The sequence below is a fragment of the Cupriavidus sp. 09_S30 genome, assembly GCF_056930435.1.
Window position 1 is genome coordinate 2,592,047 of sequence record NZ_JBXOWI010000001.1, and the last position, 21,997, is coordinate 2,614,043.

Genomic DNA, 21,997 nt, shown 5'->3' on the forward strand with positions numbered 1-21,997 from the left:
CTCCCGCTTCCTGGCTTGAGGATATACTGTATATCCATACAGCATATGAGACACCATCACCATGCCTCGCCTATCACCCGTGCCGCGACCTCCAGCGCCGCCGGGAGGCTTCTCTCCCGACCCAGTCGGACCAGACGACTATCGCTACTACGTGCTGGATGAGGCAGAACGCCCCGTGCGAATCTTTGACGTAGGCGAGTACACCCGCTGGGTCTGCCACGAGGGAAGGGGGTACGAGATCGTTGATGATGTGCCCGGAGTGGGCGGCCGGGTCGCCACGCGCTTTCACGGTTCAATGGCGCCGGGGTGCGACGACCCACCTCGATTCTGGACCTCCCTGAAGCAGGGCACCGACGTGCGGATCTTCTGCTCGGAGACCTGGGAAGAAGCGCAGGACAAGCACCGGCGCGTGCTGGAGAAGGCGGCCCGCGTGCTACCGTATCGCAGGATGCGGCCAGAGTAGTCCTATCGGGAGACCTTGATGTGCACGAACTACGCCCCAGTGCAGGCCCAGTTGCTGCGCGACGTCTTCGGCGTCGAGCCGCCAGCGTCGGTATGGAAGCCGGAGACCTGGCGTGACTACCTGGCACCCATCGTGCGCGCCGACCAGGACGGCAACCGAGACAGCGTGCTGGCCGGCTTCGGCATGATCCCCCGGGCCGAGATCAAGCGGCGCAATGAGGAACAGGAACAACGCACCAGCGCGCCGCCCAAGCTGAAGGACTACGACACCATGAACGCCCGGGCGGAAACCGTCGGGTCGAAGGCTTCCTTCGCTGGGCCGTGGAAGAAGGCCCAGCTCTGCCTGGTGCCCATGACCGCCTTCTATGAGCCCAACTACGAGCACGGGCCCAAGTCGGTGCGGTACCGGATCTGGATGAAGGATGAGCCGGCGTTCGGGGTGGCCGGACTTTGGAGGGATTGGCCGGATGGGGCTTTCTCGTTCACCATGCTGACGGTGAACGCAGAACACCACCCAGTGTTGAAGCGCATGCACGCGCCGGGGAAAGAAAAGCGCGGCATCGTGATCGTGCCGCGCGGACAGTGGGACGACTGGCTGACGTGCCGCGATCCGGAGGTGGCGAGGTCGTTTCTAACCTTGCCGCCGGCGGATGCGCTGGGGGCGGAACCGACGCCGAAAATCTACTCTGGAGAAGAGCGTGCTAACTAACCTGGATGCAAGCGATATTGAGACATTTAAGGCCAGAATGAGCAGATGGGTACGCCCATCTCACGCTGCACTAGGCGGCACGCCAGAGGAAAATGATCTTTCCAAACTGCATGGATTAGCGGCCATTGATGCTGAGCTTTTCCTTGAGGAGCTGCGCAGTGCAAGCGGGAAAGATCCATTCGCCGATGACCCAGTCCAGCTGAATCGCCTCTTGACCCTATCTGAACTTTGGGTCTTGGGTTCATATGAGTTCGTTCGCCGCTGGGCGGACGCCCTGCGAGCAAGAGAGGGTGACACATTCAAGTCGGAGTACAGACTTGCCGTCGTGGAGCTTAAAAGGCATTTCGAGCGCGTTCGCATTCCACTTGCAAAGGAGCGTCTGCCGACTCGCTCTGCGCAGAGCGGAGATTTTGGCTACACACTCAGGGCCATATATCCAGATAAATCGGTCGGATGGGCAATCGGACAAGACAACTTTGTGAGTCGGCGCGAACTCGGCGACCAGTTCATCGCCAGTCTAGAGTCTCTGGCTACAAGCTCTCGCACTCCGGCCTAGTGCAGGAGTGCAGTCATCCGCTACCCCATTGCGCGCCGAATCTACTTCCTCGGCTAACATGAGATGAACCCCAAGCCGGCTTGCCTCTGGCCTCGCACCAAGAGACCCGAGGCGCTGAGAGATGTCAGAAGCCCCCTCCTCTAGACCTCCCCTCCGACCGCCCCCTCCCACCTTGGCCGAGCTGTCGCCCATGCAGCTGGTCGAACGCTCAGCGGTGCCCTCCACGGGTGGCTGGCACTGGGAAATCAAGCTAGACGGATACCGCGTGCTGGCAGAGACCGGCCCGACGGCCAAGCTGCAGACCAAGTCAGGCGCGGATGCGACCAAATGGTTTCCCGAGGTGGTGCGCAGCCTAGCGAATCTGCCTGCCGGCTACATCCTCGACGGCGAGGTCTGCGTGCTGGACGACCTCGGGCGCAGTGATTTCGATCGCCTGCATGCCCGAGCTAGGCACCGGCGCTGGTATGCCGGCGCGGACCCGGTCGTCTATTGTGCTTTCGACCTAATCGTCGGCGCCGGCCGCGACCTGCGCGACGAGCCGATTGAGCGCCGCAAGGCGGCTCTGCGCAAGCTGCTGGCGGGCAAACCGCCGAGCACGCTGTTCGTGGACGATACCGATGATGGCGCCTGGCTCTACCAGGCCGCGCTCGGGCTGTCGCTGGAGGGCATCGTCGGCAAGCGCACGGGCAGCCACTACAAGGCAGGCGTGCGCTCCTCCGACTGGATCAAGGTCAAGCGGCCGGGCGCGGTGCCGGCGCAAAGGTTCAGGCGTTAGACTATCGGTTCTCTGAAACGACGGCCGAAGCCTTCCCGCGCGCTGGTCCCGTTCGAAACACTTGTTTTTCCAATAAGAGACAGAATGCAGCCACACTTCCAGGGCTAGAGAGCACCGCGCCCAGCGTAGGATGCGCCAAAAATACAAATATGGGGAAGCACATGAAATACCTGAAAGCTGTTGCGATTCTGATTGCCTGCGTGGTGATCAGCCTCGTCGTCGCAGACAGATATCCGAAACATGAGGATGCTTTGGCGCTGTTTGGACTCGCATCCGGACTGGTCCTCGCGGGGCTCTCATTCGTTCGGGGCTCACGGAAGCTGGCTAGATAGCAATTAACTCAGCCACGCCTCCACCGTTTTCCGGTGGCGCGCCGGACACTCCGCACGGCGCCTCAATCGGCCGCAAAGCCGATTTCTTTACCCCTCTTCGTGAGAATCCCGGCATAAGTGGGGGGCAAAAGAATGCTGCAACGCAGGATAATTCCGCTCTGCAACGTGGTTTGACCCCGTTGCTACTTGCCTGAGGGCATAGGGACTCCCCGCTCCTATGCCCTCTTTTTCTCGCTCTACTCAGCGCCAGGCCGGATTAGTGCGCCATAGGCTCGCTCGCAGGCTTGTCCGGCGATGCGGGCGGCGTCAGCATATTCAGCCAGGATGCCCGCGCGCTGGTCAGCCCGGCTGAGCACGTCGGCAAGCACTCCGAGGGGATCGCCGGCTGCGTCGCCACCGCCGACAGCGGCGGAATTGCCGGTACCACCGGCGGACTGACGGACAAGCTCGGCAACACGGGCGCGCAGCTGGTCAGCGACAACGCCAGCAGCGCGAGCATCGGCGCGCGCAGATTCAGCTTGTTTCGTAGCAGCATTGGCAATCTCCGATTGGGCCGCAGTGCGGCGTCCCTCTTCAGTGCGCGCCGCGTTCACGGCATCGACCTGCGCCCGCGCTAGGCGGTCACGCTCCTGATCCCAGCTCGAGCGCAGTTCTGCCAGCTCTGCGTCCTTGCGCCAGCCGTTGGTGACCCAACCCGCGGCGAACAGCCCGGCGGCCACGCTGACGGACAGCGCCGCGGCGCCGACCGCGCGCCAGAGGATGGACTGTGGCAGCGCGATCATGCGAGTACCCCACCCGCTTGCAGGTAGACGCCGCGCAGGTAGTCGAGCGTGTGCTCGTTCTGCCCGTAGCCGGCGCCCGGCAGGCTAGCCCAGATATTGCGCACGCGCGAGACCGCCTCGTCGAAGCGGCCCGTGGCGATTAGCTGCAGCGCCAGACGCTCGCGGATCTGCTGCACGGCGATGCGGTCCTGGGCCGCCGGGCTGAAGTTGCTCAGACCAAGCAGCCGCTTGTATGGGTCATACCAGTGCGCCAGCAGCTGATAGCGTCCGGCGGCCGTCGACGATAGGCCGGGCCGGATCTGGATCAGCTGCCGCGGGTGGTCCGCATAGCTGCGGAACAGCTTCGGCGCCGCCGGCGTGCTGCCGACCAGGACGTTGTAGCCGTTATCGGACTTGGCCAGCAGCGCCCGGCCCAGCTCAGACACGGACAGCATGTCGAGGAAGGGCCGGATGTTCGGGGTATCCATGTCAGTCGCCATGCTTGCCTCCCACCACGGCCTCGCGCACGTCGTCCATCACGTCCGCCAGATCCTTGTCCCGGCGCCGCTCGATGAAGTTGAACAGCCAGCGCACCACCGCCCAGCCGGGCAGCCCGCATGCGAAGACCAGCCCGAACAGCGCCACCAGGCCGATGTAGTCACCGGCCCAACTATGCAGCCCGAAGTGCTGCACCACCGCTGCCCCACCACCGATACTGGAAACCAGCGTCGAGATCAGCGCCACCGCCCATTCCGCCGTAGTGCGCGGTCGCATCATGATCATCACCACCACCGCGGCGAGTCCGCTGGCTCCGGCCGCCACGCCAGCAGTACCGCCGATGGCCTTGAATGCGGCCGCGCCGGCGGCCCCCGCTACGGCGCCACCGCTGATTGGTTCGGACATATGACCCCCGGAAATGAAAAAGCCCGCCATATGGCGGGCTGTGTGCCTCATTGAGGCGAGGAAGAAAGTCGGATCGTCACATCATCGGCGAGATCTTCTGCGTCCAGATGCGATAGGCGGCGCCGTTCAGATGGATGCCGTCCCATGTCATGTCCGGATCCAAGGCGCCGGCTGGTGCCAAGCTCGAATTGAGATCGACATAGTGGCAGTTCCCCGCTACGCAGAAATCGCGCAGGCGCGCGTTCAGTTGTGCGATCTTGGCATTTAGCTCAGCGCCCTTCTGGTGCGCCACGTGCAGCGTGGACTGTATGATGACTTGCGCGCCGTGGCGCGATAGGCGGGAGATGATGCGCTTGTGGTTTTCGAATACCTCATTCACCTCTGCGCGACTTAGGTAGAAGTCGTTGACGCCCGCCATCACGAACACCTTGCGCGGCTTCAGCGCGAGCACGTTATCGAGGCGATCGATCATTGCGCCGGTTGTGTCGCCGCCGATGCCGCGGTTGGCAATCCGGACATCCTGGAATGCCTCTGACCACTCCATGTGCTGCGTCAAGCTATCGCCGAACATAATGACATCAGCCTTCGCGGTCGACGACTCGAATATCGAGAGTCTGGCGCGACGCGAGGCTGCATTGATGTCGTCAGCATCCCTACCCGTGGCCAGCTTCTTTGCAGCCCGCAAGGCCTGAAATGCTGCCCCGTTGGTGGCTGTCGAATAGCTTCCGTATGCGAAGGCAGCGGCTGCAAGAAGCGCAACACCTGTCGCCAGACCGATAGCTTTATTTCGTTCCATGGCACCATGGTAGCAAGATGCCCACTAATCGCTACCCCCCAATTGGGGCGATGCCTGACTGATACAAATCACATCATAGCGACATCCAACCCTGCAGCCTTTAGGCAGCGGTAGACGCTTCTCGATGTGAACGAGTAGCCAGCCGCGACCGAAATGCCATTCGCGTCGTTAGCCGTTGGGCCCCGGTTGTAGAGCTTGAAGAAGCCATCGGTTCGGTCCTGCAGGATCGTCCTCGACTCGGTGCCGGCGGTGCTGCTGACGATCGGGTTGAGGGCGCCGCCTTTCATGGCATCGTTCACGGCAGCGACGTTGACCGGGAAGCCATAGGCGGCATATTGGCCGTTCCAGACCACCATGCCTGCGCACTGCCTCTGGAATGGCGTCACCGTTCCATTGAATGCCGTGGGCGCATAGTTGGTGTCCCCCTCGATCGCGCATTTCGCGAAGCCGCCATTGAGGCCCTGCGTCCCGCTCGCCGTGTTCGGCACGTTCAGCATGAACGAGTAGTCGTCATGGATGATCGCGGCTGCCGTCGTCGTGCGCGATGCGCTGCAGCCATACCCGGCCGGCGAGACAACACCGGTATAGTGCGCGGTCGCGAACTGGGTTCCGTCCGATGGGAACTTCAGCGTGGTGTCATAGGCCCACGAGAAGGTGTTCGCCAGCAGCGTCGCGCCAGCGGCCATCCCGGCATAGTCGAAGGTGCTGCCATCGGCCTGCATCGCGAAGCTGGTCGGATTCGTCTCGTTGCCGTGAGTGCCCCCCACAAACACCGCCACGCCAACCGCGTCGGCCGGCTTGCGCACCTTGATGGCGAGTTCCAGGTTCCCAGTGCCGATCAGGGTGCTGGTGCCCTCGATGGCCTGCCCGGTCAGGCCCAGATCGTCGAACGCATCCGTGCCGAGCAGCCCGGCGGTCGTGGTGTCATAGGAAGCCCCCCCCGCATCGTAGAGTCGATAGCCGGTCGACGAGGCGTTCTTCGTGATGTCCGACTCGACCACCAGGTAGTACGTGCCCTTGGGCAGCCCATCCGCCACGGTGATCGTAACCAGATTGTTCGCTCCGAGATAGCAATCCTGAGAGGTCGCCTTGTAGTACCCGGCAGCAACCTCCGCGCCAGTGCTGTCGCACACCTTGAGCTTGGCGACTCCTGAGTTGGGCGAGCTGACGAACGACCACTTGATGCGCGTCGCATTGGTGAACTGGTAGACGCCCTTCTCCCCTGAGAGGTAGCAGCCCACGGTGGTGGCCGCCGAGAAGACCTGCGGGAACCAGGTGCCATGACGGCCCATGGCGTTGTAGGCGGTCGCCGCATACCCCCAGCATCCAGCGTCGTAGAGGCGACCGCTGGCAGGATTGCTCGAATCGACGGCGAGCGTGACCGTGTAGGTCTGCGAAGGGTCCAATCCGTCTGCCACCGGCACGAAGTACAGGCCTGGGCCAATGGCTGCCAGGTTGACCGTCCGCACCGAGCCGTTGAGCGGAACCCTGTAGTTCGCCGCAGCGATCTCAGTGCCAGCAATCTTGACGGTCACATTGAGGATGCCGCCGTTGCTGGAGTTCGTGTAGGAGCGAAGACCGATCCGCGCGACGCCCGTCAGCGTGTAGGAAACACTGTCGCCAACCGTCGAGCTGTACCGGACGTCGGTCACCCCGCCGATGGTCGCCGATGATGTCCACGTGCCGGTGTGCGTGCCGGCGGACGTGGCCTGCTTGACCGTTGCGTCCTGCGCCTCTACGCCGCTGCTCTGGTTCGCCGGCTGCGGCGCCTGAATGTTGCTCGCATACAGCAGCGCAAGGCTAGCGCGGTACATGCGCGCCGACCCGGTATTCCCGACGTTCAGCCGGTTTGTGAAGTACCAGCGCGTCCAGTTGATACCATCCGCCGTCATCGGCGAGTAGATGGCGAACTCTGTGTAATCGGCTCGCAGCTTCTTCAGCATGCACTGCTGTGGCAGCCGGCTGATTGGCTCGAGCGCATCGATGATCGCGCGCAGTCCGCGCACGCGAGGCCCCCAGTCGAGGATGTTCGAAACGGTGTCGCCGTTCTTCCCCACGAGATAGCCGCCCTGTCCCGGATCAGTCTGATTGGCAAGGTTCGTCGCGCCTACGTTTGGGATAAACCAGCCAGAGGCTCCGTAGACCTTCTCAGCATTCGAGGTCGTGTTCAAGTAACGATCCCCGTACTGCATTGCCGTACCATCCGGCCGTAGCGTTGGATCGGTAGAAAGCGAGCCGTAGAAGCTGTTCTTCGCCGCGCCTACAGAACCCGCTGCCGCATTTGCAGAAGCGGATGCGCTTTCGGCTTGCGCAGTGGCCTGAGCCAGGATGCCGTCCTGAGCCACGTTGACCTGCTCGTTCCACTCCGCCTGCATCTTCTGCAATGACGGAACTTGCGTGCCATCCGTCGTCGTATAGCTCTCGGTCGGGCCGCCATTGTTGAAAATGCGCGTGCGATCAGCATCATCCTTGAACCCGTTCGTTGCATCCGCGAGGGTGGCGTAGGTCATATCTCAGGCAATAAAAAAGCCGCCCGAAGGCGGCTGGGATTCGCAGTGGAGGAAATCAGGCGGGGATGGCTGGCCAGTCCACGGTCGCGGCCGTCAGATCCAGCCTGTTGAGCGTAACGCGGTAGCCCTTCCACGCTTTGAGCGAGGCGGCCTCGATGTCAGTCGCCATGCCCAGGTCGACTGCATCCTGCAGCGGCGCAATGCGCTGGGTTGCCTGGGCCATCAGGGAATCGCGGGTCACACTCATCTCGGACGCCTTCAGTGCCGCGGCCTGATCGGAAAGCTGCGCGGCGGTAGGCGCCACTAGCGTCCCGTCGATGACTTTGTAGAGCGACGAGCTCAAGCACGCTTGCCACTCGTCGTCGGTGATGGCGATGGTAGAGATGCCCGCCGGAACCGGGCTAATCTCGCTGTCGTAGAACGCGATGATGGCGCCCTGCGCGTCGTATGCTGCGTATTTTTGGCTCATGATTAATACCCAATAGCGAACCAGAAGAAGCCAATGGCCGCCGCAACTGGCGCTACCCCAGATGACGAGGTAGTCCCGTAAAAACCGGAGCCCGTTTTTGTTGGGACGTTGTCAACACTAACAATCGTGTTTGCGGGCCCGGCGTTCGTCGCAGTTCCGCCGGCAAACACGACGGCATTCGGGAACGCAATCGGCCACGTCACAGACGCAACGCCGCTGCCGTTTGTCGAGCTCTGCCCCCATTGGATGATCCATCCACCCGGTAGCTTCTGGTAGCCGCTCGAGCCAAGAGATTGGTTCGAGCCGGTGAACTTACCCGTGATGAGCGCCAAGACCGCCGAATACACCTGATTGTAGGCGCCCTTGGCCGGCGTCAGCCCTGCGCCAGTGACGACATTCATTAGCTCCATCATCACCGCATTGAGCCACTCTGCGGGGACGATCGTCGCCTGAGTTCCGGTGGCCGGGTTGCCGTCCGTGAAATAGCCGGCGGTACCGGCGCCAGTAGCCGCCGGCTGCGTCGTGGCTGCCGTCGAATTGTCAATCTGATACATGAGTTTTTCCCTCTTGTAGGGGTCAGCTGATGACTGCAGGAAGCGTTACGTTCACGAGTTCGCGGATCGCGTCGACGTCCGCGAAGGTGGGAAGATCGCTATAGGCGAACTTCAGGATCGCGTGCGCTGGAGCGGCCGCCCGGATCTCGCACTCGAGCACATCGTTGCCCCAGCTCGCGAGCGGCTCACCCGCAGACGAGCTGCCGGCGGCGAACCGTACCGGCGTGCTCTGCGGCGCGTTGATCGTCCAGGTGTAGAACCAATCCAGCCCACCGACTCCCTGCCCCGCCGAGCTTTGTCCGCATCGGAATGGGGCGTTGTTCGTTACCGTGACCAGATAGCCCAGGTTCTGGGCCAAGGACATGAAATACAGCGCCGACTGGCCGCCGTTGTTCGCGAGCCGGGACACGACCTGCGCCCGACGCTGCTGGATGGTTGGCGACTCGCCGGCGCAAGGATCTGGCAGCCCAAGCGTGGCCTCCCACTCGGGCAGCAGTTCCACCGTCGATGCCGGGAACGAATCGACCAGCAGGTTATTCGCGCGCGCGGTGGTGCGTTCGTAGACCTTGCTCAGCCCCAGCAAGACCTTCGTCTGCGTGGCATCGGGGTCGCGCGGCCACACCTTGCCGCGCGGCATGAGCGCCTGAAACGCGCGCAGGTAGTCCGCAGAAGTGAGTACAGGTGCTGGCATTCCTCACCTTAAGAGAACGTCACTGTGCCGAGCGTTGCAAGGTGCCCGGCGGCGCTGGCGATGTTGCTGGTTGGCGAGGTGATCACGAAGCCGGCAGTGCCGGCCACCGCGGCAATTGCGGATTCGATGGCAGACAGGTAGACCGTCCCGCCTGGCACCCCGTCCGCCTCCAGCACGCCGGCAATGGCCGTTTTGACGGCGTTGCGCGTGGCGAGACTCGCGGACGTCAGCCCGCTGATCGTGAAATTGACCGCGTTCGCGATCGGCGAGCACACATAGACAAGCGCCGTCACGGGCTGGAGGTCATACAGGTAGTTCGCGACAGCGAGCTGGTCACCGGTCGCAGCCGAGCCGCGCGGCTCGGCTGCCGCCACGCCATCCGTACCCTGCGGGAACCCGTTGAACGCCTCGTTTGCGCTGTCCAGCATGACATAGAGGACCACCGTGCCGGTGCCGAACCCATTTCTCACCACCCAGGCACGCGTAACGCCGGCAACCTGGAGGGCCCAGGTGACGTAGTCCGATTGCGCACCCCCTTGCGGCACTGACTGAAAGGCACCGAGCACGCGAGCGTAGAACGCATCATCGCCCTCGACGTCCGCGCCACCGGTAAGCGCAGCCGATGCTGCGCCGATCGACTGCACCCCGGTGACCGCCGCGCCGAGCGTCATCGCCGTCCCGGAGTCGGCGTTGCCAGACGCCCCGACCGCTCCGCATACCACGGTCACTGCCGCCGCGCCGCCGCCGCTTACGGTCGCGTCGGCCTGCGTTGCGTACGTTACGCCATCCCCACGAACAACGGTTGAGCCGGCCGGGATAACTGCACCAGGCGCGCCACTGAACGTGACCATACCTGTTGCCGCCGTGGCCGCCTTCCGGGTGACGTTCTTCAGCGCGCCCCACGCCTCCAGGAATTCTCCCGAGGCCGTGTACGGAACGGCCTGCTTGGCGATCCAGTCCAGATAGCCGTAGTGGAGATGCGCCAGGCCGGCCTGCACATCGCCGGTGATCCGAAGATTCGCGATCCGCAGTAGCGGATCAGAGCCGGGCACACTCGACGCAATATCCGACGCGACCTGCTTGCGCAGATCCGTCAATAGCGGCCTTGAATACGGCATCAGCTAACCCCGTTCCATGCCCACGAGTACGCACTGGCGACCGTAGACCCATCCTGTTTGTAAGCGACGACCTGCGCGCCGAGCTGCCCCGTCTTGGTCCACTCAACCATGACATCGAACTTCGCAACCACGCCATCATCAATGAGCCACTGCAGCGCCTCGACGATGTAGTCGTACGCCCGCTGCAGCGTTTCCTGCGTTTGCTTCTCCCGGTAAAGCAACCAGAGACGAGAGCCGATCTTGACCGTGCTCCCGTCGTCGCCCCACCAGCCCCGAGGGTCGGTCGTCCCGTCCGGGATAGTGTCCTCCGGGTCTGCCATACGGTCGGTGAACAGGCTGATGAGCACTGCCGTTTGGATTTCGCCCCCGGTCGCCAATAGAGGGCCGGCCATTTGCCAATCGCCACGGCTGCTCGCTGAGTCCCAGGTGGTTGATGTGTCTGCCATGACTTACATCGTGTTATTTGGGGTGCCGGTGTTGCCCAATCCGGTCTGCACACCATCGTGGGTATGATCGTCGTACAGCGCGCGCATCTGCGCGATCGTCGTGCTATTCGACCCGGCGTTGTCAATGATGTCGCCCGTTACTTCAAGTCGCGGAGTTGACATCCTGACTTTGCCCGAAGCGTTGATCGTGACGTTGGTCGCATCGTTGACCGTCACGTCTTGACCCTGCGCCTCGACGATGATTCCGCCTGAGGCAGTGAGATATACCCGCTTTCCATCCTCGCTGTAGAGCATGGTTTCGCCAGGCGCGAGGCCCCTTGGCCTGGACGCCTGGTGCACAGTCCCCAGCACAACGCCGTTCGATCTGTCGCCGCCAAGGAAGACCACGACGGCATCCGATCCAATGGGGGGATTCGAAGTCATGCCAAACTCGCTGATACGCGGGGTGTTGTCCCGTGTCTCCTGCTGGCTCAGCTTGACCTGCATCATCTGTACCCCGCCCGCATCGTTGACCGTCGTCACTAGCGCACGGGCGAGCGACATGAGCACACGGCGCGCAAGCCGCTCAATCATTCCGGCGTGCTCGCTCATTGGGTCGGCACCGTGGAGATTACGTCGGGGGCGAACTTCTGAATCAGGATCGGCTGCGGGATGAAGGCGTCCGGCGTCATCAGCGTCAGTTCCGCGTGCGTCCCGCCTTCGTCGAGGTGAAGCGTCACTTCGCTGATCAGATACGTCACCGGTAGGTTGCCATTCTGGACCTGCGACACCTTCAGTGAAGGGATCAGGATGTCAATGCGCTTGTTCGGCTCCCAGAGGTTGCCATCCACGTCGCGCCAGTTGTCGACGACGACATGCAGCACTTCAGAGCGCCCGGCGCGGCGCGCCACCTCCCAATCTGCCCGCTGCTTGCCGACGTTCCAGCCAATCTCGCCAGCCTCGGCGATGATGATGCGCTTCCTATGCCTCGGCACGTTGACATCCGTCGACGTGTAGGAAGTCTGGTTCGGCGCGTTCAGATCCGCGAAGTTGTTCGTCCCGTACATGACGGCCATGACTTCCGAATAGCGCTGATCCATGGAGCGATTCACGGAGGCGCTTTCAAGGTTCACGCCTTCGTGAATACCGCTCGACATCGCGTGGTCGCTGGCACGCGCCAGGATCAATTCGCCACCCCGCGCCTCATAGACCAGAACGGCGCTAAATCTGGCGCACCGCTCGATGATCTCGTAGGCGGTTTCCCCGAGCATGATGTTTTGCTGCGGGATGACCGTCAGGTTCGGCACGTCGCACTTCACGTCGACGCCATACGGCGCGGCAAGCTTCTTCGCGATGTCGAACACCGTGCAGTTAGCGATCTGGCTGCCGGGCCACTCTGCCGCGCAATCCAGTACATCCTGACACTTCCCGCGCCCCGACACCCGGATCTCATGCATGTTGGCATTCATACCGGACGAAACGCGGTCTACGTACCCGGTAACGACTGGTGTGCTGCCGATCATCAGTTTGCACACGTCTCCAGGCTGGACAACGAAGTCATTCGCCTGACCGGGGAACAGCTCGGTCATGCCGAGCTCGAAGTCGCTCGGGAATCGCTCAATTCCGGACGTCACGCGAAGGCTGGTCCAGCCAGACAGCAGGTATCCGTTGATCGACAGGTAGATGCCGTCATCAACCATCGTGGTTCCAAGAGGTTAGGTCGCCAGCGCCTTGAACGTGGTTGGCATGAACGCGGGGTGAACTGGATCGGCTTGCGTCACCAGCTCGTCGCTGCGGCTCGGGTCTCGGTACAGACGATTCGCCAACACCAGAGCCGGCAACACATCACCGAGCGAGTAGGTCTTAATCTCCGCCAGCCCAGCCCCTCGGCTATTGAAATCCTCGACGATCGCCGCGCGCAAAGTGCGCAGCGCGAGATAGACGTCATCCTCGCCCTGATCCGCCGCAGTCGTGATCTCGCTGTCAAGCAGGCCAGCGATGGCGTCGCGCACCGCCACAGCATCATCCGCCGAGGATGGCTGATAGCTGGTCGACGACACGGCAATCTGCGAGACGACCATCCGCCGGAGCAAGTCGTCGCACGCCGCTTGCATGGTCGCCTGCGCCACGGCCGACTGTGACGCGCCGACGACCGGCGCCGGACTATACGTCAGCAGGCTCGACAGCAGCCGGATAGCATCAGCCGGCGATGCGGCCGAAGCCGCCAGCGCTGACGTGACGCCTTGCGCCGCAGCCGCGAATGCAGCCGGGTCAGCCAGCACGTTGGCCGCGGCTGTCTTTAGTCCCGCGCCTGCGTTCGCGATGGCAGCGCGATTGCCGGCGTCCGCAGCGATCAGACTGGATACCGTGGAATTACTTGGTGCTTTGTTAGCAGTGGCCGCGTATCCGGAGTTCCCGCCGCCAAACAGCCGGCTAAAGTTCCCTTGCAGCGTGCAAATCGAGTTCCAAAACCGCTTGACATCGTGTACCAAGGCGTTGACTGCCTGATACCACCCGACCACCGTAGACACAGCAGCCTGGATCGCCGCGGCGCCAGCCACAACAGCCGATGCAAGAGCCTTGACGAACCCTGCCAGCGTCGGCGTATAAAGCGCGGAGGCCGCAGACTTCACGGCATCTGCACTCGGCTTCCTTGCCTCCGGGTAAAGCCGATCCCCGCCAAGCACAAAGGTTAGCCTGACCTCGATAACCCTGCCGCGGTCCCACGAGGCGCCGAACTCTGCCGACATGCAATTGGCGCGAAGCGTCCCAAGCGTCGGATGTACCAGCGTACCCAATCCGGCAGCCTTCGCTGTGAGCTTGCTCACCAGCCTATCGCGCTGCGCGATGACAGATCCGCCGCCGTAGACCAGGCTATTCTCGACCAGGAAGCCACTAATCCGGATGAAACCGGTTTGTAGCCCCATGTCTTCAACCCATGGGCGCGTTTCCTTGTTCGGGTACTCGTGGACAACAGAGCGGCGCCCAAACGTGCTGCTTTCATCCAGGACCGCGAACGGCACGCCGTTATAGCTTGCCGCCCTCAGGCGGCTCCAGTAATCCCCCCCAGCAAATAGGCCAGCGAGTTTCCCGGCAGCCGCAGCAACCCCGCCAATACTTCCAACGGCGTTAACGATGTTTGCGACGCTCATACAGAGGGTCCTGTTACGTTGGCGCTACCGATCCGCACGGACGCAGTGACGTTGCCTGTGGTCTTGACCGAGGATTTCGTTCCTGCCGGCGCATTGGACAGCACGATCTCGACCTGCACCTTGCTTGCGTCGGGCGATTGTCCGATCCCACCGGGCTGGTTCGCCGCCGCGAGCGCTGCAGGCTGCCCCGAATACAGAGACCCCATTTGCGAACGCACCTTGGCGATGTAGTCGCGAGTCTCCTTGGGGGCGTTCTGCATGCCCTTCGACGCCAAGTTCCCCTGCCCCCAGTTGTACGCCGCGAGGGCCTTGTTCAGATCACCGCCGTTCGCCTTCAGCAGATCGCTGTACATGCGCGCCGCTGCGTTCGCCGACTGCGTCAGGTCATACGGATCGGCCAGGCCGTACTGCCGCGCGGTGCCCGGCATGAACTGAAAGTGGCCCATCGCGCCGGCCGGCGAGTTCATCTTCGTGCCGCGCGACGATTCGGTATTCCAGACGCTATCCAGCAGCCCCGCGGGCAGGCCGTACTGCGACTCCAGTCGCGAGAACAGCGCCGAGGACTGCGACGTTGGCTGCCCGTTGCCGGTACCATCCCGCCGGCGCGCCAGCTCATCGGCCTCGCCAGCGTTTGTGTCACCGGAGTGGAACATCGCAATTGCGCCGGCAGTCCATGGGTTGACCAGGAACCGGCCCATCCGCGCCAAGAATCCACCACCCGCCGCAGCGCCAGCGGTGGCGCCTGCCGCGCTCCCTGCGCCAATGCCAGCAACAGCCCTCGCAGCAGCAGGAGCCGCTGTCGTCGCGATCAGTGCCAAATTCGAGATCAGACTGAGCACGCCAGCGATGGGGCCAGCGAATGAGATCGCTGCCAGCGCGATGGCAATGCCCTTGACGCCGCCAATCTGGTCGACGAACTTCCCAACCGACTCGGCCGTCTTCTCCCAGTCGACGTGATCCAGCCATTTAGCAAACTTCTCGACGTACTCCGCGACCTTCGTCGCGGCGACCTGGCCGTACTTGTCGACAAGTCGCCCCAAGACGGTGATGACCCGCTCCATCGCCGGAGCCATGGCCTCGCCGAACGCCATCTTCAGCTTGGTGCCCTGTGCTTCGAGCCTCAGCATCGTCTGGTTGTAGTGCTCGGCGCGCGCGAGGTCCTTGTCACCGATGACCAATCCCATGGATTTCGCCTTGGCGACGAACTCATCGATCCCTTTCCCGCCCTTCTGCAGCAGCGGCAAAAGAGATTCGACGCCAAACATGCCGGCGATCTGTGCCTGCGCCTGCACGTTACCCTTTTGCGCGACGATGGCGTTAGCCACATCCTTGAGCGCGCGCGTGGTGTCGACGGCGCCGGCCTTCGTACGGTGCAGCTCGATGCCAAACATGTGCATCATCACGAGCGCTTCCTGATTGCGCCCGTACGTTGCATCCCGGATGGTCATCCCGAGCGCCTTCATGCCGCCCGTCATGTCGTCGGCGGACAGCCCGGCCAGCTTCGCGGCGCCGCGGAAGGCCTGAAGCTCCCCGGCGGACACCCCCAACACACCAGCGGTGCGCGAGATCTCGGCGCCGGCCCTGCCCCACTCATTCGCAAGCGCGGCAATGCCGGCCACCGTCCCGATGCCAGCGATGGCCGCAAAGGCGGGCACCATCGAGCCGACATGGCGAGCGGCATCCTGGGCGGCGCCTCCGATCGACCGAATGCCCTTCGCGACGCGGTCGAGGCCGGCTTCCTTGCTTAGGGAGGCGAATGACGCCTTGAGGTCCGTCGCCGGCTTCGTGACATTGGCGATCGACGCCTTGATCTTACGGATCGAGGCGGTTGCCTTGTCCACCGCAGAAATCGTGACCTGAAACGTCGATGCTGCCGCCATTTACTGCTCCATTTGCCGTTTGATTCGCGCCGCCTGCTCCAGCCACCACTGCAGCCGGGACAGGCTTAGCCGCCACGCATCCTCTGGCCCCCAGCGGAAGAAGTGCGTGACATCAGCGACTACGCTTCCGCATCCGTCGGGCCATCGTCGGTAAAACCCCCGAGGTACTCGTTCGCCTCGGTGAAGTCGCGCTGCGAGAGCTTCTCGACGGCGGCCTTGGGCATGCCGGAAACGAGGTGGATCAGCATGATGCCGATGCCAATGTTGGTCGAGGCGCTGCTGGCCCTGTCCAACTCGCCTGCAGTCGGCTCGCGCAAATTCAGCTTGTCGTAGACCACTTCCGTCTCGCCGGCGCCGAGCTTGACCGGCTTGCGCAGCATGATCGTCTTTTCTTCGGGTTGTTGTGCCATGGCTTAGATCGTCGTTTCGGAAACGGCAGGACCTTCCCACCGGACTTCGATAGTGGCGTCGGTGGACTTCACGGTCTGGTCCTCTACCGTCCACATGTTGCGGCCAATGATGGTCTTGCCGTTCGCCAGCTGCGCGACCACGGTTACGTTGTCCATCCCGTTGAGGTCGGAGACGGTCAGGCCGCCGGTGTCGCGCAGTGTGCCGGCGATCGAGCCGACGCGCTTCTTCTCGCTGAAGCCGTGGACATCGTCCATGCCAACCAGGGACTCGCGCGTCACCGTCGAAGGGTTGTATTCGAAGTCGCCGACCAGCAGGTAGTTGACGCCGTCGACCGTCAGGCTTGCTGTACCGGCAAGGCGGTTCGGATTTGCCATTTAGGGCTCTCCAGAAATGAAAGAGCCGCCCGAAGGCGGCCGGTCGGGTTAGGACAGCGAGAACTGCATCAGCAACGAGAAGATCCGCAGTTGCGCGATCAGGGTAGCCGGATACAGCACATCGACACGATTCGGGTTCGTGGCGTTCTGCTGCACGAGCAACCCTTGAGCGAACTCCTGGCTCTTCTGCACGAAGCCGTTGTATTCCAGCGTCTGGTACTGCGCGATCAGGTCAGCCTTAATGATCGCCGGCGTGACGATTGCCGATCCCGGCGCGAATCGAGTCCCGTCCGCAGCCAGCTTCATGCGCGAGTACTTGCTCGTCACCACGGACCGCAGTTGCCGCAGCACGTACGCCAACGTGAACAGCGTCTCTGCCTCGAGGTAGCTGTTGTCCGGCTGGCCGAAGCTGTTGAGTTGGTAGGTCGTGATCAGGTTCTCGATCGAGACCGTACCGTCCGCCGCCACGTCGAATGTCGAAATGCCATCCCACAGGAGCACATTGCGGTCCGTCAGGGCGAAGCGGCTTTGCAGCGGCGGCGCCAATGCCGTGGACAGGGCCAGCGTCTGCACCGGTCGGGCCGGATCCGCGCGCACCGATGTGGCCACCGTGCCGGCCAAGTCGGCCGCCCAGATCCACGCCGGCGTCGGCGAATCGTTGAATCCCATGATCGAGACGTGCTCGTCGTTGCGAGCGGTGCCGAACGTGGTTAGGCTGCCGAGCGTGCCACGGATCGCCGCGAAGGCGTGGCCGTAGATCTGCTTGCTCCAGCTCCATCGGCCGGTCGTGCTGGAGAGGAACGCCTTGACCGCGTCCAGCGAAGTCGTGTCCGTGTACGGGAAAACGATGAAGTCGAATTCCTTGTCCAGCAGGTTCGCTAGCGGCGTACCCAGGCTCGGGTTCACCGCACCGTTCGCCATAGCCGCGATCGTGGCCGCCAGGCCGGCCGGAAGCGCCTCCCCGTCAGCCGCGCCGCGGTAGTTCAGGCGCAGGTCGATGTCGTTGCCGGCCAGACCCTTGTTCTTCGCAGTGACCGTCACCGTCGTCGACGAGGCGATCGCCGTGACCGGCAGGTCGCCAATGGCGTTGATGGCCGCCGCCAGCGCCGTTGCCAACTGCGCCGTGGTCTGCGCCGACGCCACGGGCAACGTCACGCGCTGGCCGGCGATGTACAGATACAGGACGCCGGGTGCCGTGGCGGCAGCGGTGAAGGCGATGGTGCCGCTTGCCGCTACTGCCGACGGGTCATCCGCCAGCGGCAAATACCACACCTCGCCAAACGGGTCAGCAGCGCGATAGGCGGCTGCCATCAGCGCGAGCATCGAGCCCTGGCCGCCGACCGTCTTGGCTTCTGTGGCGCCCTGGGAAATCTGCGGCACGCCCGCGACGCCCGTGCCGCCGGACGTCATCTGGCCGATGATCAGCGCGCGCTGGGTAGTGGCGCCGGAGTTGGCGTTGCTGTTGTCCAGCTCGGCGTAGAACAGCGGAACCCGGAGATTGCTGGGGATTTGCTTGAAAGGAATGGTCACTTGGCATTCTCCGGAGCTTCGATCTGGCCGGCAGGAGTGGAAGCGATCGCGTCTACCTTCACGGCGTCGCCGTCGTTGACCCGCCGAACCCAATAGAGGTCGAAATCGTCAACCGCCTGGCCTTCGTCGGGGATGAATTGCTGCGTCACCGGGTCACGCAATTTGATCCCCGGCGCTGGTTTTACGAACATGGGCTTTCCTATTGAGGGAGAGTGATCGACAGGCCGGGTTGTGTCGTGCCATCGGGCTCCGCCACAGCAAGGCTTACCGTCTGGAGCGGTACCGCCGGGATGGGGAAGAAGTCCTCTGGGCCCTGGTAGAACTTCACTTCGAGCTGGAGCGCCAACTCGGCCATCGGCATGTCGCCTTCCGAGGAGGTGTTCAACTCCGATTCCACCGACGTGAACTGCTCCAGCCGCTGCCCGCCGTTCGGATCGAGCCAGATTGCCGGGTTGTTGATGAGCGCGGTCTCGATCTGCGCCTTCAGCCGCTCTGCAGCGGCCAGCGCTACCGCTGAACCGGCGCTCTCATACTCGGCGGCCGCCTTCGTTCTGGCGATGATCTCGATCGTCGCGTAGACATCGAACTGGGGCACGTTCGGCCCAAGCGACACCTTGCGTTCCCGCCTTGCATGCACCAGGACGTTCGGGTATGACGTCGGCGATGTGGGCCAATCGAAGGGCGAGTAGACGGCTTGACCAGCGTCGGTCGCTCCCTTGAGCGCAGTTACGAACAGGGAACGGATGTCTGCGGACGTCGTCATGATTACCCCACTGCGCCCGGTAGCACCCCGTTCACTACGCCGTCAATGCCACTGGCGTCGGGAAGGCTCGGCAACTCACCTGCCGTCCTGCTGAGCAGCAACTTCATGCCGCCGCGCCCGTCTGGCCTCGCGGCGCGCACCACGAAGGTCGACCCGCCGACGGAGAGCCAATCGTTCTGTGCCGGCGGGCTCGGGAACTGGCTGACTTGAACGCCCAGAACCGCCGACACCTCCGTGACCCCTGTCGTGGCGTCCTCGAACATCACCTCTTTGAGGTAGGCGTCATCAAAGACCCCCGTGATGGACAGAATGCCTCCGGCGACCGGCCTGTACGTCACCGGCTCACCGAAGACGCCAATCAGCGGGCCAAGTACCATCTTGTCCCAGTTGATAGGCATTACGCCTCCGAACGACCGGACAGCAGGACTTCCGGGCGGGTGCAGATGTGCAGCGGGTAGCTCGATACTTCCATCTTCCACCACTCATTGCGATCACGATCCATGATCGGGACCACGTACACCGGCTTGCCGGGGGTGTTGACCCACTGGAACGACTCGCCTGGAGCCAGCGCGCGGCGGAAGATACCGGGTGCGCCGACAGGGAAGAACTTCACCTTGTCGTCAGCGATCTTGATGGTCGTGTTGTCGTCCGAGCCGCGGTAGTTCAGCCAGCGAATGCCGCCGAACTCGAATGCCTGGAACGCGCCGCCAGAATTGCCGCTGCGGATCTCCTGCGCGTCACTCCAGTTCACGAACGTGCGGATCACGTCGGGATGGTTCACGAACGAGTCGTAAAACGAATCGCCGCACAGCGCGAAGACCTTCGTCGACGGTGTGAAAGAGCCTTGTGCCTTGCGCGCCATCGAGCGGGTGATCTGATTGCAGATCGGGCGCAGCGAGTTTGCCGTGCCGGCCGCCAGGTTGAAGCCGACCTCGGTCGCCTGCGTGATGCCGAACTCTTGGAACCAGTCATAACGGACGGTCCCGTCTGCGTCCGTGAACTTGCCCTGCACGGCGGCGAGTCGCTGGAATTCCCAGGTGTACTCGATGTTCTTAAGTAGACCGGTCGGGCCGGCGAGGCGGCGGGCCACTTCGTCCTGCACCTGCATCAGCTCGGACTCCGTGCCGAATGCGCGAATGTTCTGCAGCTCGTTCGCGTAGATGGTGTCCGCATGGCGAAGGCGCGGCACGTCGAAGTAGCGCGCCTGGCGCTTTTCGGTCGTGCGCTGCGTACCTTCTTCGCCGCGCTCGCTCAGCGGGATCACCACAAGCTGGCCTTGGCGCTGCTCGACCACGAGAGCAGTCGTGCGAATGGGATCGTCGTCGAAGATGCCCAGTTCGCCCAGCGTCTGCGGCTGGTACGGGTATTTGTCCACCGCCGCGGTCAGGCTGACAGTCGAAAACGGATCCTGATTGAAGATGTCAAGCGATGCCATTGAACGGCTCCTTCAAATGAAAAAGCCGCCCGAAGGCGGCCTGTCTGTTTCGTGTGAGGTGGTATGCGCAGATCAGCGCGAGACGATTCCCAGCGCCAGCAGTTGCGCAAGAGCGGCCGCTTGAGCTGGGGCGTCCATGGAGGCGTCCCACACAAGCTCGGCGGTGTTCACCTCGCATGCACGCACTACCAGAGCGCCAGGCATATCATTCAGGGTCGCGTCGACCAGACCGAAAGAGATGCCCGCGGCGACTTGCGACCCGTCCGTAGCGGTCTTGACGCAGGGCGCCCACTTGCCGGATCCGGGCGCCACGGTGACCGTGAAGCTGTCGCCGGCAGCGAAGGCCGTACCCCCTGCAGCGATCGTGAAGCCCACGCCACCCGCCGAATAGGCGACGCCGGTAACGCCGTGTCCGACCTGCCTACCGGTCGGGTCCGAGACGACGAAGTGCGTTGCGTCGTCGAATTCGACGGTATAAGCGCCGACTTGGGCCGCGCCCACCGTGATCGCACCGAAGGTGCCATTGCCCGTGTTTGTGCCGAGCGCTGCTGCCACGGCAGTGGTGCCGACCGTCTGCTTGCCCATCACCGTGCCGGGCATCACCTTGACGCCGCCCGTAAAGGTGCCGCGATCGATGTGGCGATGGCCGTTTGGCTGGGAAACCAAAAAGCCGCCCGGGTGCCAAGCCTCGTAAAGCGGAGCGCGAGAAACGTAGCTCATGAGAATTCCTCTCTGTGGATGTCGGGGTTAGGCGCGCTTGCCGGTTGCTTTCGAGAAGGCTCGATCCCAACCGGCAGCCGCTTCACGCTGCGGATGGCGCTGGAGTTCACCACCTGCGCCGAGCTGCGGATTCCGGGCTGAACGCTGCGGACGATCGGCACTAGCCGATGCTCCCGGCGTGGCCTTCAGCACCGCAATCGCTTCTTGCCGAGTCATGCGGGTGTTGAACGCCAGATTCGCGGCCAACTCGACGTTGCGGGCGGCTGCCTTGCAACCCATGATGGCAGCGCAGCGCGCGCGCTCGCGGCGACGAGCGTTGGCGGCTGCACTCTTGCCGCTCATTTCATCCTCGTCGTCATCGTCTTCGGCACGCTCGTCGTCTTCGTCGTCGGCAGCCTTCTTGCCCTTCTTGCCCTTGTCCGAATCGTCTTCCTCGAGTTCGTCGTCTTCGGCGTCCTCGTCGTCCCGGTCGTCTTCGGCTCGACGGCCCTTTTTTCCTTTTGAGCCGCTGGCGTCGCCGTCGTCACGATCCTTCTCTTTCTCATCGTCGTCCTCCGCGCGCTCGTCTTCATCTTCGCGCTGATCGTCCTCAGCACGAGCTGAGCGAGAGCCAATACCGGCGAGATGGGCGAACGAGAGCCCGCGCGCCGCGAGGGTGCGAATACTCATAT

27 protein-coding genes are annotated in these 21,997 nt (G+C 63.2%); 4 read left to right on the forward strand and 23 right to left on the reverse strand.

All coding sequences use genetic code 11. The features are described from left to right. Nucleotides 1-175: 175 nt before the first annotated feature. From AC1Z3O_RS12125 to AC1Z3O_RS12140, 4 genes are all read left to right on the forward strand, one after another. Nucleotides 176-463 (forward strand): hypothetical protein, encoded by a 288-nt coding sequence (locus tag AC1Z3O_RS12125; protein ID WP_483515965.1) that lies wholly within the window; start codon nt 176-178, stop codon nt 461-463. Between the two features lie 18 nt (nt 464-481). Further along, nucleotides 482-1,171, forward strand: a complete 690-nt coding sequence (locus AC1Z3O_RS12130) for an SOS response-associated peptidase (RefSeq protein WP_483515966.1) — start codon at nt 482-484, stop codon at nt 1,169-1,171. Further along, the gene (locus tag AC1Z3O_RS12135) at nt 1,161-1,727 is read left to right on the forward strand and encodes a hypothetical protein (protein WP_483515967.1); all 567 of its coding nucleotides are present in this window, start codon (nt 1,161-1,163) and stop codon (nt 1,725-1,727) included. The genes AC1Z3O_RS12130 and AC1Z3O_RS12135 overlap by 11 nt, the downstream gene beginning before the upstream one ends. 190 nt (nt 1,728-1,917) lie before the next feature. Next, nucleotides 1,918-2,502 (forward strand): ATP-dependent DNA ligase, encoded by a 585-nt coding sequence (locus AC1Z3O_RS12140; protein WP_483515968.1) that lies wholly within the window; start codon nt 1,918-1,920, stop codon nt 2,500-2,502. 568 nt (nt 2,503-3,070) lie between these two features. On the opposite strand, the gene AC1Z3O_RS12145 is transcribed toward AC1Z3O_RS12140, so the two are convergent. From AC1Z3O_RS12145 to AC1Z3O_RS12255, 23 genes are all read right to left on the reverse strand, one after another. After that, entirely contained in the window at nt 3,071-3,616 is a 546-nt protein-coding gene (locus AC1Z3O_RS12145; RefSeq protein ID WP_483515969.1) for a DUF2514 family protein, read from the reverse strand. Then, nucleotides 3,613-4,083: a glycoside hydrolase family 24 protein gene (locus tag AC1Z3O_RS12150; RefSeq protein WP_483515970.1), complete on the reverse strand. Its 471-nt coding sequence runs from the start codon at nt 4,081-4,083 to the stop codon at nt 3,613-3,615. The genes AC1Z3O_RS12145 and AC1Z3O_RS12150 overlap by 4 nt, the downstream gene beginning before the upstream one ends. Nucleotide 4,084: 1 nt before the next feature. Further along, nucleotides 4,085-4,498: a hypothetical protein gene (locus AC1Z3O_RS12155; RefSeq protein ID WP_483515971.1), complete on the reverse strand. Its 414-nt coding sequence runs from the start codon at nt 4,496-4,498 to the stop codon at nt 4,085-4,087. Nucleotides 4,499-4,574: 76 nt separating this feature from the next. Then, nucleotides 4,575-5,294, reverse strand: coding sequence for a GDSL-type esterase/lipase family protein (locus tag AC1Z3O_RS12160; RefSeq protein ID WP_483515972.1), 720 nt, complete (start codon nt 5,292-5,294; stop codon nt 4,575-4,577). Nucleotides 5,295-5,362: 68 nt separating this feature from the next. Next, nucleotides 5,363-7,804: a hypothetical protein gene (locus AC1Z3O_RS12165; RefSeq protein ID WP_483515973.1), complete on the reverse strand. Its 2,442-nt coding sequence runs from the start codon at nt 7,802-7,804 to the stop codon at nt 5,363-5,365. A 55-nt stretch (nt 7,805-7,859) separates the two neighbouring features. Beyond that, nucleotides 7,860-8,273 (reverse strand): tail fiber assembly protein, encoded by a 414-nt coding sequence (locus AC1Z3O_RS12170; RefSeq protein ID WP_483515974.1) that lies wholly within the window; start codon nt 8,271-8,273, stop codon nt 7,860-7,862. 2 nt (nt 8,274-8,275) lie between these two features. Beyond that, the gene (locus AC1Z3O_RS12175) at nt 8,276-8,827 is read right to left on the reverse strand and encodes a gp53-like domain-containing protein (RefSeq protein WP_483515975.1); all 552 of its coding nucleotides are present in this window, start codon (nt 8,825-8,827) and stop codon (nt 8,276-8,278) included. A 22-nt stretch (nt 8,828-8,849) separates the two neighbouring features. After that, nucleotides 8,850-9,518 carry a YmfQ family protein gene (locus AC1Z3O_RS12180; RefSeq protein ID WP_483515976.1) on the reverse strand — a complete coding sequence of 223 codons (669 nt, stop codon included), beginning with the start codon at nt 9,516-9,518 and terminating at the stop codon, nt 8,850-8,852. A gap of 8 nt (nt 9,519-9,526) precedes the next feature. Next, nucleotides 9,527-10,636 carry a baseplate J/gp47 family protein gene (locus AC1Z3O_RS12185; protein ID WP_483515977.1) on the reverse strand — a complete coding sequence of 370 codons (1,110 nt, stop codon included), beginning with the start codon at nt 10,634-10,636 and terminating at the stop codon, nt 9,527-9,529. Continuing rightward, on the reverse strand, nt 10,636-11,082 hold the full coding sequence (locus AC1Z3O_RS12190) for a phage GP46 family protein (protein WP_483515978.1): 447 nt from the start codon (nt 11,080-11,082) through the stop codon (nt 10,636-10,638). Before AC1Z3O_RS12190 ends, AC1Z3O_RS12185 begins: the two co-directional genes overlap by 1 nt. Before the next feature lie 3 nt (nt 11,083-11,085). Further along, nucleotides 11,086-11,673: a phage baseplate assembly protein V gene (locus AC1Z3O_RS12195; protein WP_483515979.1), complete on the reverse strand. Its 588-nt coding sequence runs from the start codon at nt 11,671-11,673 to the stop codon at nt 11,086-11,088. Next, complete coding sequence (locus AC1Z3O_RS12200) at nt 11,670-12,761, reverse strand: phage baseplate assembly protein (RefSeq protein WP_483515980.1); 1,092 nt, start codon at nt 12,759-12,761, stop codon at nt 11,670-11,672. The genes AC1Z3O_RS12195 and AC1Z3O_RS12200 overlap by 4 nt, the downstream gene beginning before the upstream one ends. 15 nt (nt 12,762-12,776) lie before the next feature. After that, nucleotides 12,777-14,213: a DNA circularization protein gene (locus tag AC1Z3O_RS12205; RefSeq protein WP_483515981.1), complete on the reverse strand. Its 1,437-nt coding sequence runs from the start codon at nt 14,211-14,213 to the stop codon at nt 12,777-12,779. Beyond that, on the reverse strand, nt 14,210-16,093 hold the full coding sequence (locus AC1Z3O_RS12210; RefSeq protein WP_483515982.1) for a lytic transglycosylase domain-containing protein: 1,884 nt from the start codon (nt 16,091-16,093) through the stop codon (nt 14,210-14,212). Before AC1Z3O_RS12210 ends, AC1Z3O_RS12205 begins: the two co-directional genes overlap by 4 nt. Before the next feature lie 119 nt (nt 16,094-16,212). Next, on the reverse strand, nt 16,213-16,503 hold the full coding sequence (locus AC1Z3O_RS12215; protein ID WP_483515983.1) for a phage tail assembly protein: 291 nt from the start codon (nt 16,501-16,503) through the stop codon (nt 16,213-16,215). Between the two features lie 3 nt (nt 16,504-16,506). Then, entirely contained in the window at nt 16,507-16,878 is a 372-nt protein-coding gene (locus AC1Z3O_RS12220; protein ID WP_483515984.1) for a phage tail tube protein, read from the reverse strand. 48 nt (nt 16,879-16,926) lie between these two features. Further along, nucleotides 16,927-18,408, reverse strand: coding sequence for a phage tail sheath subtilisin-like domain-containing protein (locus AC1Z3O_RS12225; protein WP_483515985.1), 1,482 nt, complete (start codon nt 18,406-18,408; stop codon nt 16,927-16,929). Next, nucleotides 18,405-18,599, reverse strand: a complete 195-nt coding sequence (locus AC1Z3O_RS12230; protein ID WP_483515986.1) for a DUF2635 domain-containing protein — start codon at nt 18,597-18,599, stop codon at nt 18,405-18,407. The genes AC1Z3O_RS12225 and AC1Z3O_RS12230 overlap by 4 nt, the downstream gene beginning before the upstream one ends. 8 nt (nt 18,600-18,607) lie before the next feature. Then, nucleotides 18,608-19,171, reverse strand: coding sequence for an ABC transporter permease (locus AC1Z3O_RS12235; RefSeq protein ID WP_483515987.1), 564 nt, complete (start codon nt 19,169-19,171; stop codon nt 18,608-18,610). 2 nt (nt 19,172-19,173) lie between these two features. Next, the gene (locus AC1Z3O_RS12240) at nt 19,174-19,569 is read right to left on the reverse strand and encodes a head-tail joining protein (RefSeq protein WP_483515988.1); all 396 of its coding nucleotides are present in this window, start codon (nt 19,567-19,569) and stop codon (nt 19,174-19,176) included. After that, nucleotides 19,569-20,606: a major capsid protein gene (locus AC1Z3O_RS12245; RefSeq protein ID WP_483515989.1), complete on the reverse strand. Its 1,038-nt coding sequence runs from the start codon at nt 20,604-20,606 to the stop codon at nt 19,569-19,571. Before AC1Z3O_RS12245 ends, AC1Z3O_RS12240 begins: the two co-directional genes overlap by 1 nt. 72 nt (nt 20,607-20,678) lie before the next feature. After that, complete coding sequence (locus AC1Z3O_RS12250; protein ID WP_483515990.1) at nt 20,679-21,326, reverse strand: head decoration protein; 648 nt, start codon at nt 21,324-21,326, stop codon at nt 20,679-20,681. 27 nt (nt 21,327-21,353) lie between these two features. Further along, complete coding sequence (locus AC1Z3O_RS12255) at nt 21,354-21,995, reverse strand: hypothetical protein (RefSeq protein ID WP_483515991.1); 642 nt, start codon at nt 21,993-21,995, stop codon at nt 21,354-21,356. Nucleotides 21,996-21,997: the final 2 nt, after the last annotated feature.

Coding starts and splice junctions, on each gene's coding strand:
- AC1Z3O_RS12205 (WP_483515981.1), bottom strand. CDS start 14,213: ATGAGCGTCGCAAACATCGTTAACGCCGTTGGAAGTATTGGCGGGGTT.
- AC1Z3O_RS12230 (WP_483515986.1), bottom strand. CDS start 18,599: ATGTTCGTAAAACCAGCGCCGGGGATCAAATTGCGTGACCCGGTGACG.
- AC1Z3O_RS12185 (WP_483515977.1), bottom strand. CDS start 10,636: ATGCCGTATTCAAGGCCGCTATTGACGGATCTGCGCAAGCAGGTCGCG.
- AC1Z3O_RS12175 (WP_483515975.1), bottom strand. CDS start 8,827: ATGTATCAGATTGACAATTCGACGGCAGCCACGACGCAGCCGGCGGCT.
- AC1Z3O_RS12165 (WP_483515973.1), bottom strand. CDS start 7,804: ATGACCTACGCCACCCTCGCGGATGCAACGAACGGGTTCAAGGATGAT.
- AC1Z3O_RS12145 (WP_483515969.1), bottom strand. CDS start 3,616: ATGATCGCGCTGCCACAGTCCATCCTCTGGCGCGCGGTCGGCGCCGCG.
- AC1Z3O_RS12150 (WP_483515970.1), bottom strand. CDS start 4,083: ATGGATACCCCGAACATCCGGCCCTTCCTCGACATGCTGTCCGTGTCT.
- AC1Z3O_RS12250 (WP_483515990.1), bottom strand. CDS start 21,326: ATGAGCTACGTTTCTCGCGCTCCGCTTTACGAGGCTTGGCACCCGGGC.
- AC1Z3O_RS12160 (WP_483515972.1), bottom strand. CDS start 5,294: ATGGAACGAAATAAAGCTATCGGTCTGGCGACAGGTGTTGCGCTTCTT.
- AC1Z3O_RS12195 (WP_483515979.1), bottom strand. CDS start 11,673: ATGAGCGAGCACGCCGGAATGATTGAGCGGCTTGCGCGCCGTGTGCTC.
- AC1Z3O_RS12240 (WP_483515988.1), bottom strand. CDS start 19,569: ATGCCTATCAACTGGGACAAGATGGTACTTGGCCCGCTGATTGGCGTC.
- AC1Z3O_RS12255 (WP_483515991.1), bottom strand. CDS start 21,995: ATGAGTATTCGCACCCTCGCGGCGCGCGGGCTCTCGTTCGCCCATCTC.
- AC1Z3O_RS12130 (WP_483515966.1), top strand. CDS start 482: ATGTGCACGAACTACGCCCCAGTGCAGGCCCAGTTGCTGCGCGACGTC.
- AC1Z3O_RS12190 (WP_483515978.1), bottom strand. CDS start 11,082: ATGGCAGACACATCAACCACCTGGGACTCAGCGAGCAGCCGTGGCGAT.
- AC1Z3O_RS12140 (WP_483515968.1), top strand. CDS start 1,918: ATGCAGCTGGTCGAACGCTCAGCGGTGCCCTCCACGGGTGGCTGGCAC.
- AC1Z3O_RS12215 (WP_483515983.1), bottom strand. CDS start 16,503: ATGGCACAACAACCCGAAGAAAAGACGATCATGCTGCGCAAGCCGGTC.
- AC1Z3O_RS12180 (WP_483515976.1), bottom strand. CDS start 9,518: ATGCCAGCACCTGTACTCACTTCTGCGGACTACCTGCGCGCGTTTCAG.
- AC1Z3O_RS12170 (WP_483515974.1), bottom strand. CDS start 8,273: ATGAGCCAAAAATACGCAGCATACGACGCGCAGGGCGCCATCATCGCG.
- AC1Z3O_RS12155 (WP_483515971.1), bottom strand. CDS start 4,498: ATGTCCGAACCAATCAGCGGTGGCGCCGTAGCGGGGGCCGCCGGCGCG.
- AC1Z3O_RS12235 (WP_483515987.1), bottom strand. CDS start 19,171: ATGACGACGTCCGCAGACATCCGTTCCCTGTTCGTAACTGCGCTCAAG.
- AC1Z3O_RS12245 (WP_483515989.1), bottom strand. CDS start 20,606: ATGGCATCGCTTGACATCTTCAATCAGGATCCGTTTTCGACTGTCAGC.
- AC1Z3O_RS12200 (WP_483515980.1), bottom strand. CDS start 12,761: ATGGTTGATGACGGCATCTACCTGTCGATCAACGGATACCTGCTGTCT.
- AC1Z3O_RS12210 (WP_483515982.1), bottom strand. CDS start 16,093: ATGGCGGCAGCATCGACGTTTCAGGTCACGATTTCTGCGGTGGACAAG.
- AC1Z3O_RS12220 (WP_483515984.1), bottom strand. CDS start 16,878: ATGGCAAATCCGAACCGCCTTGCCGGTACAGCAAGCCTGACGGTCGAC.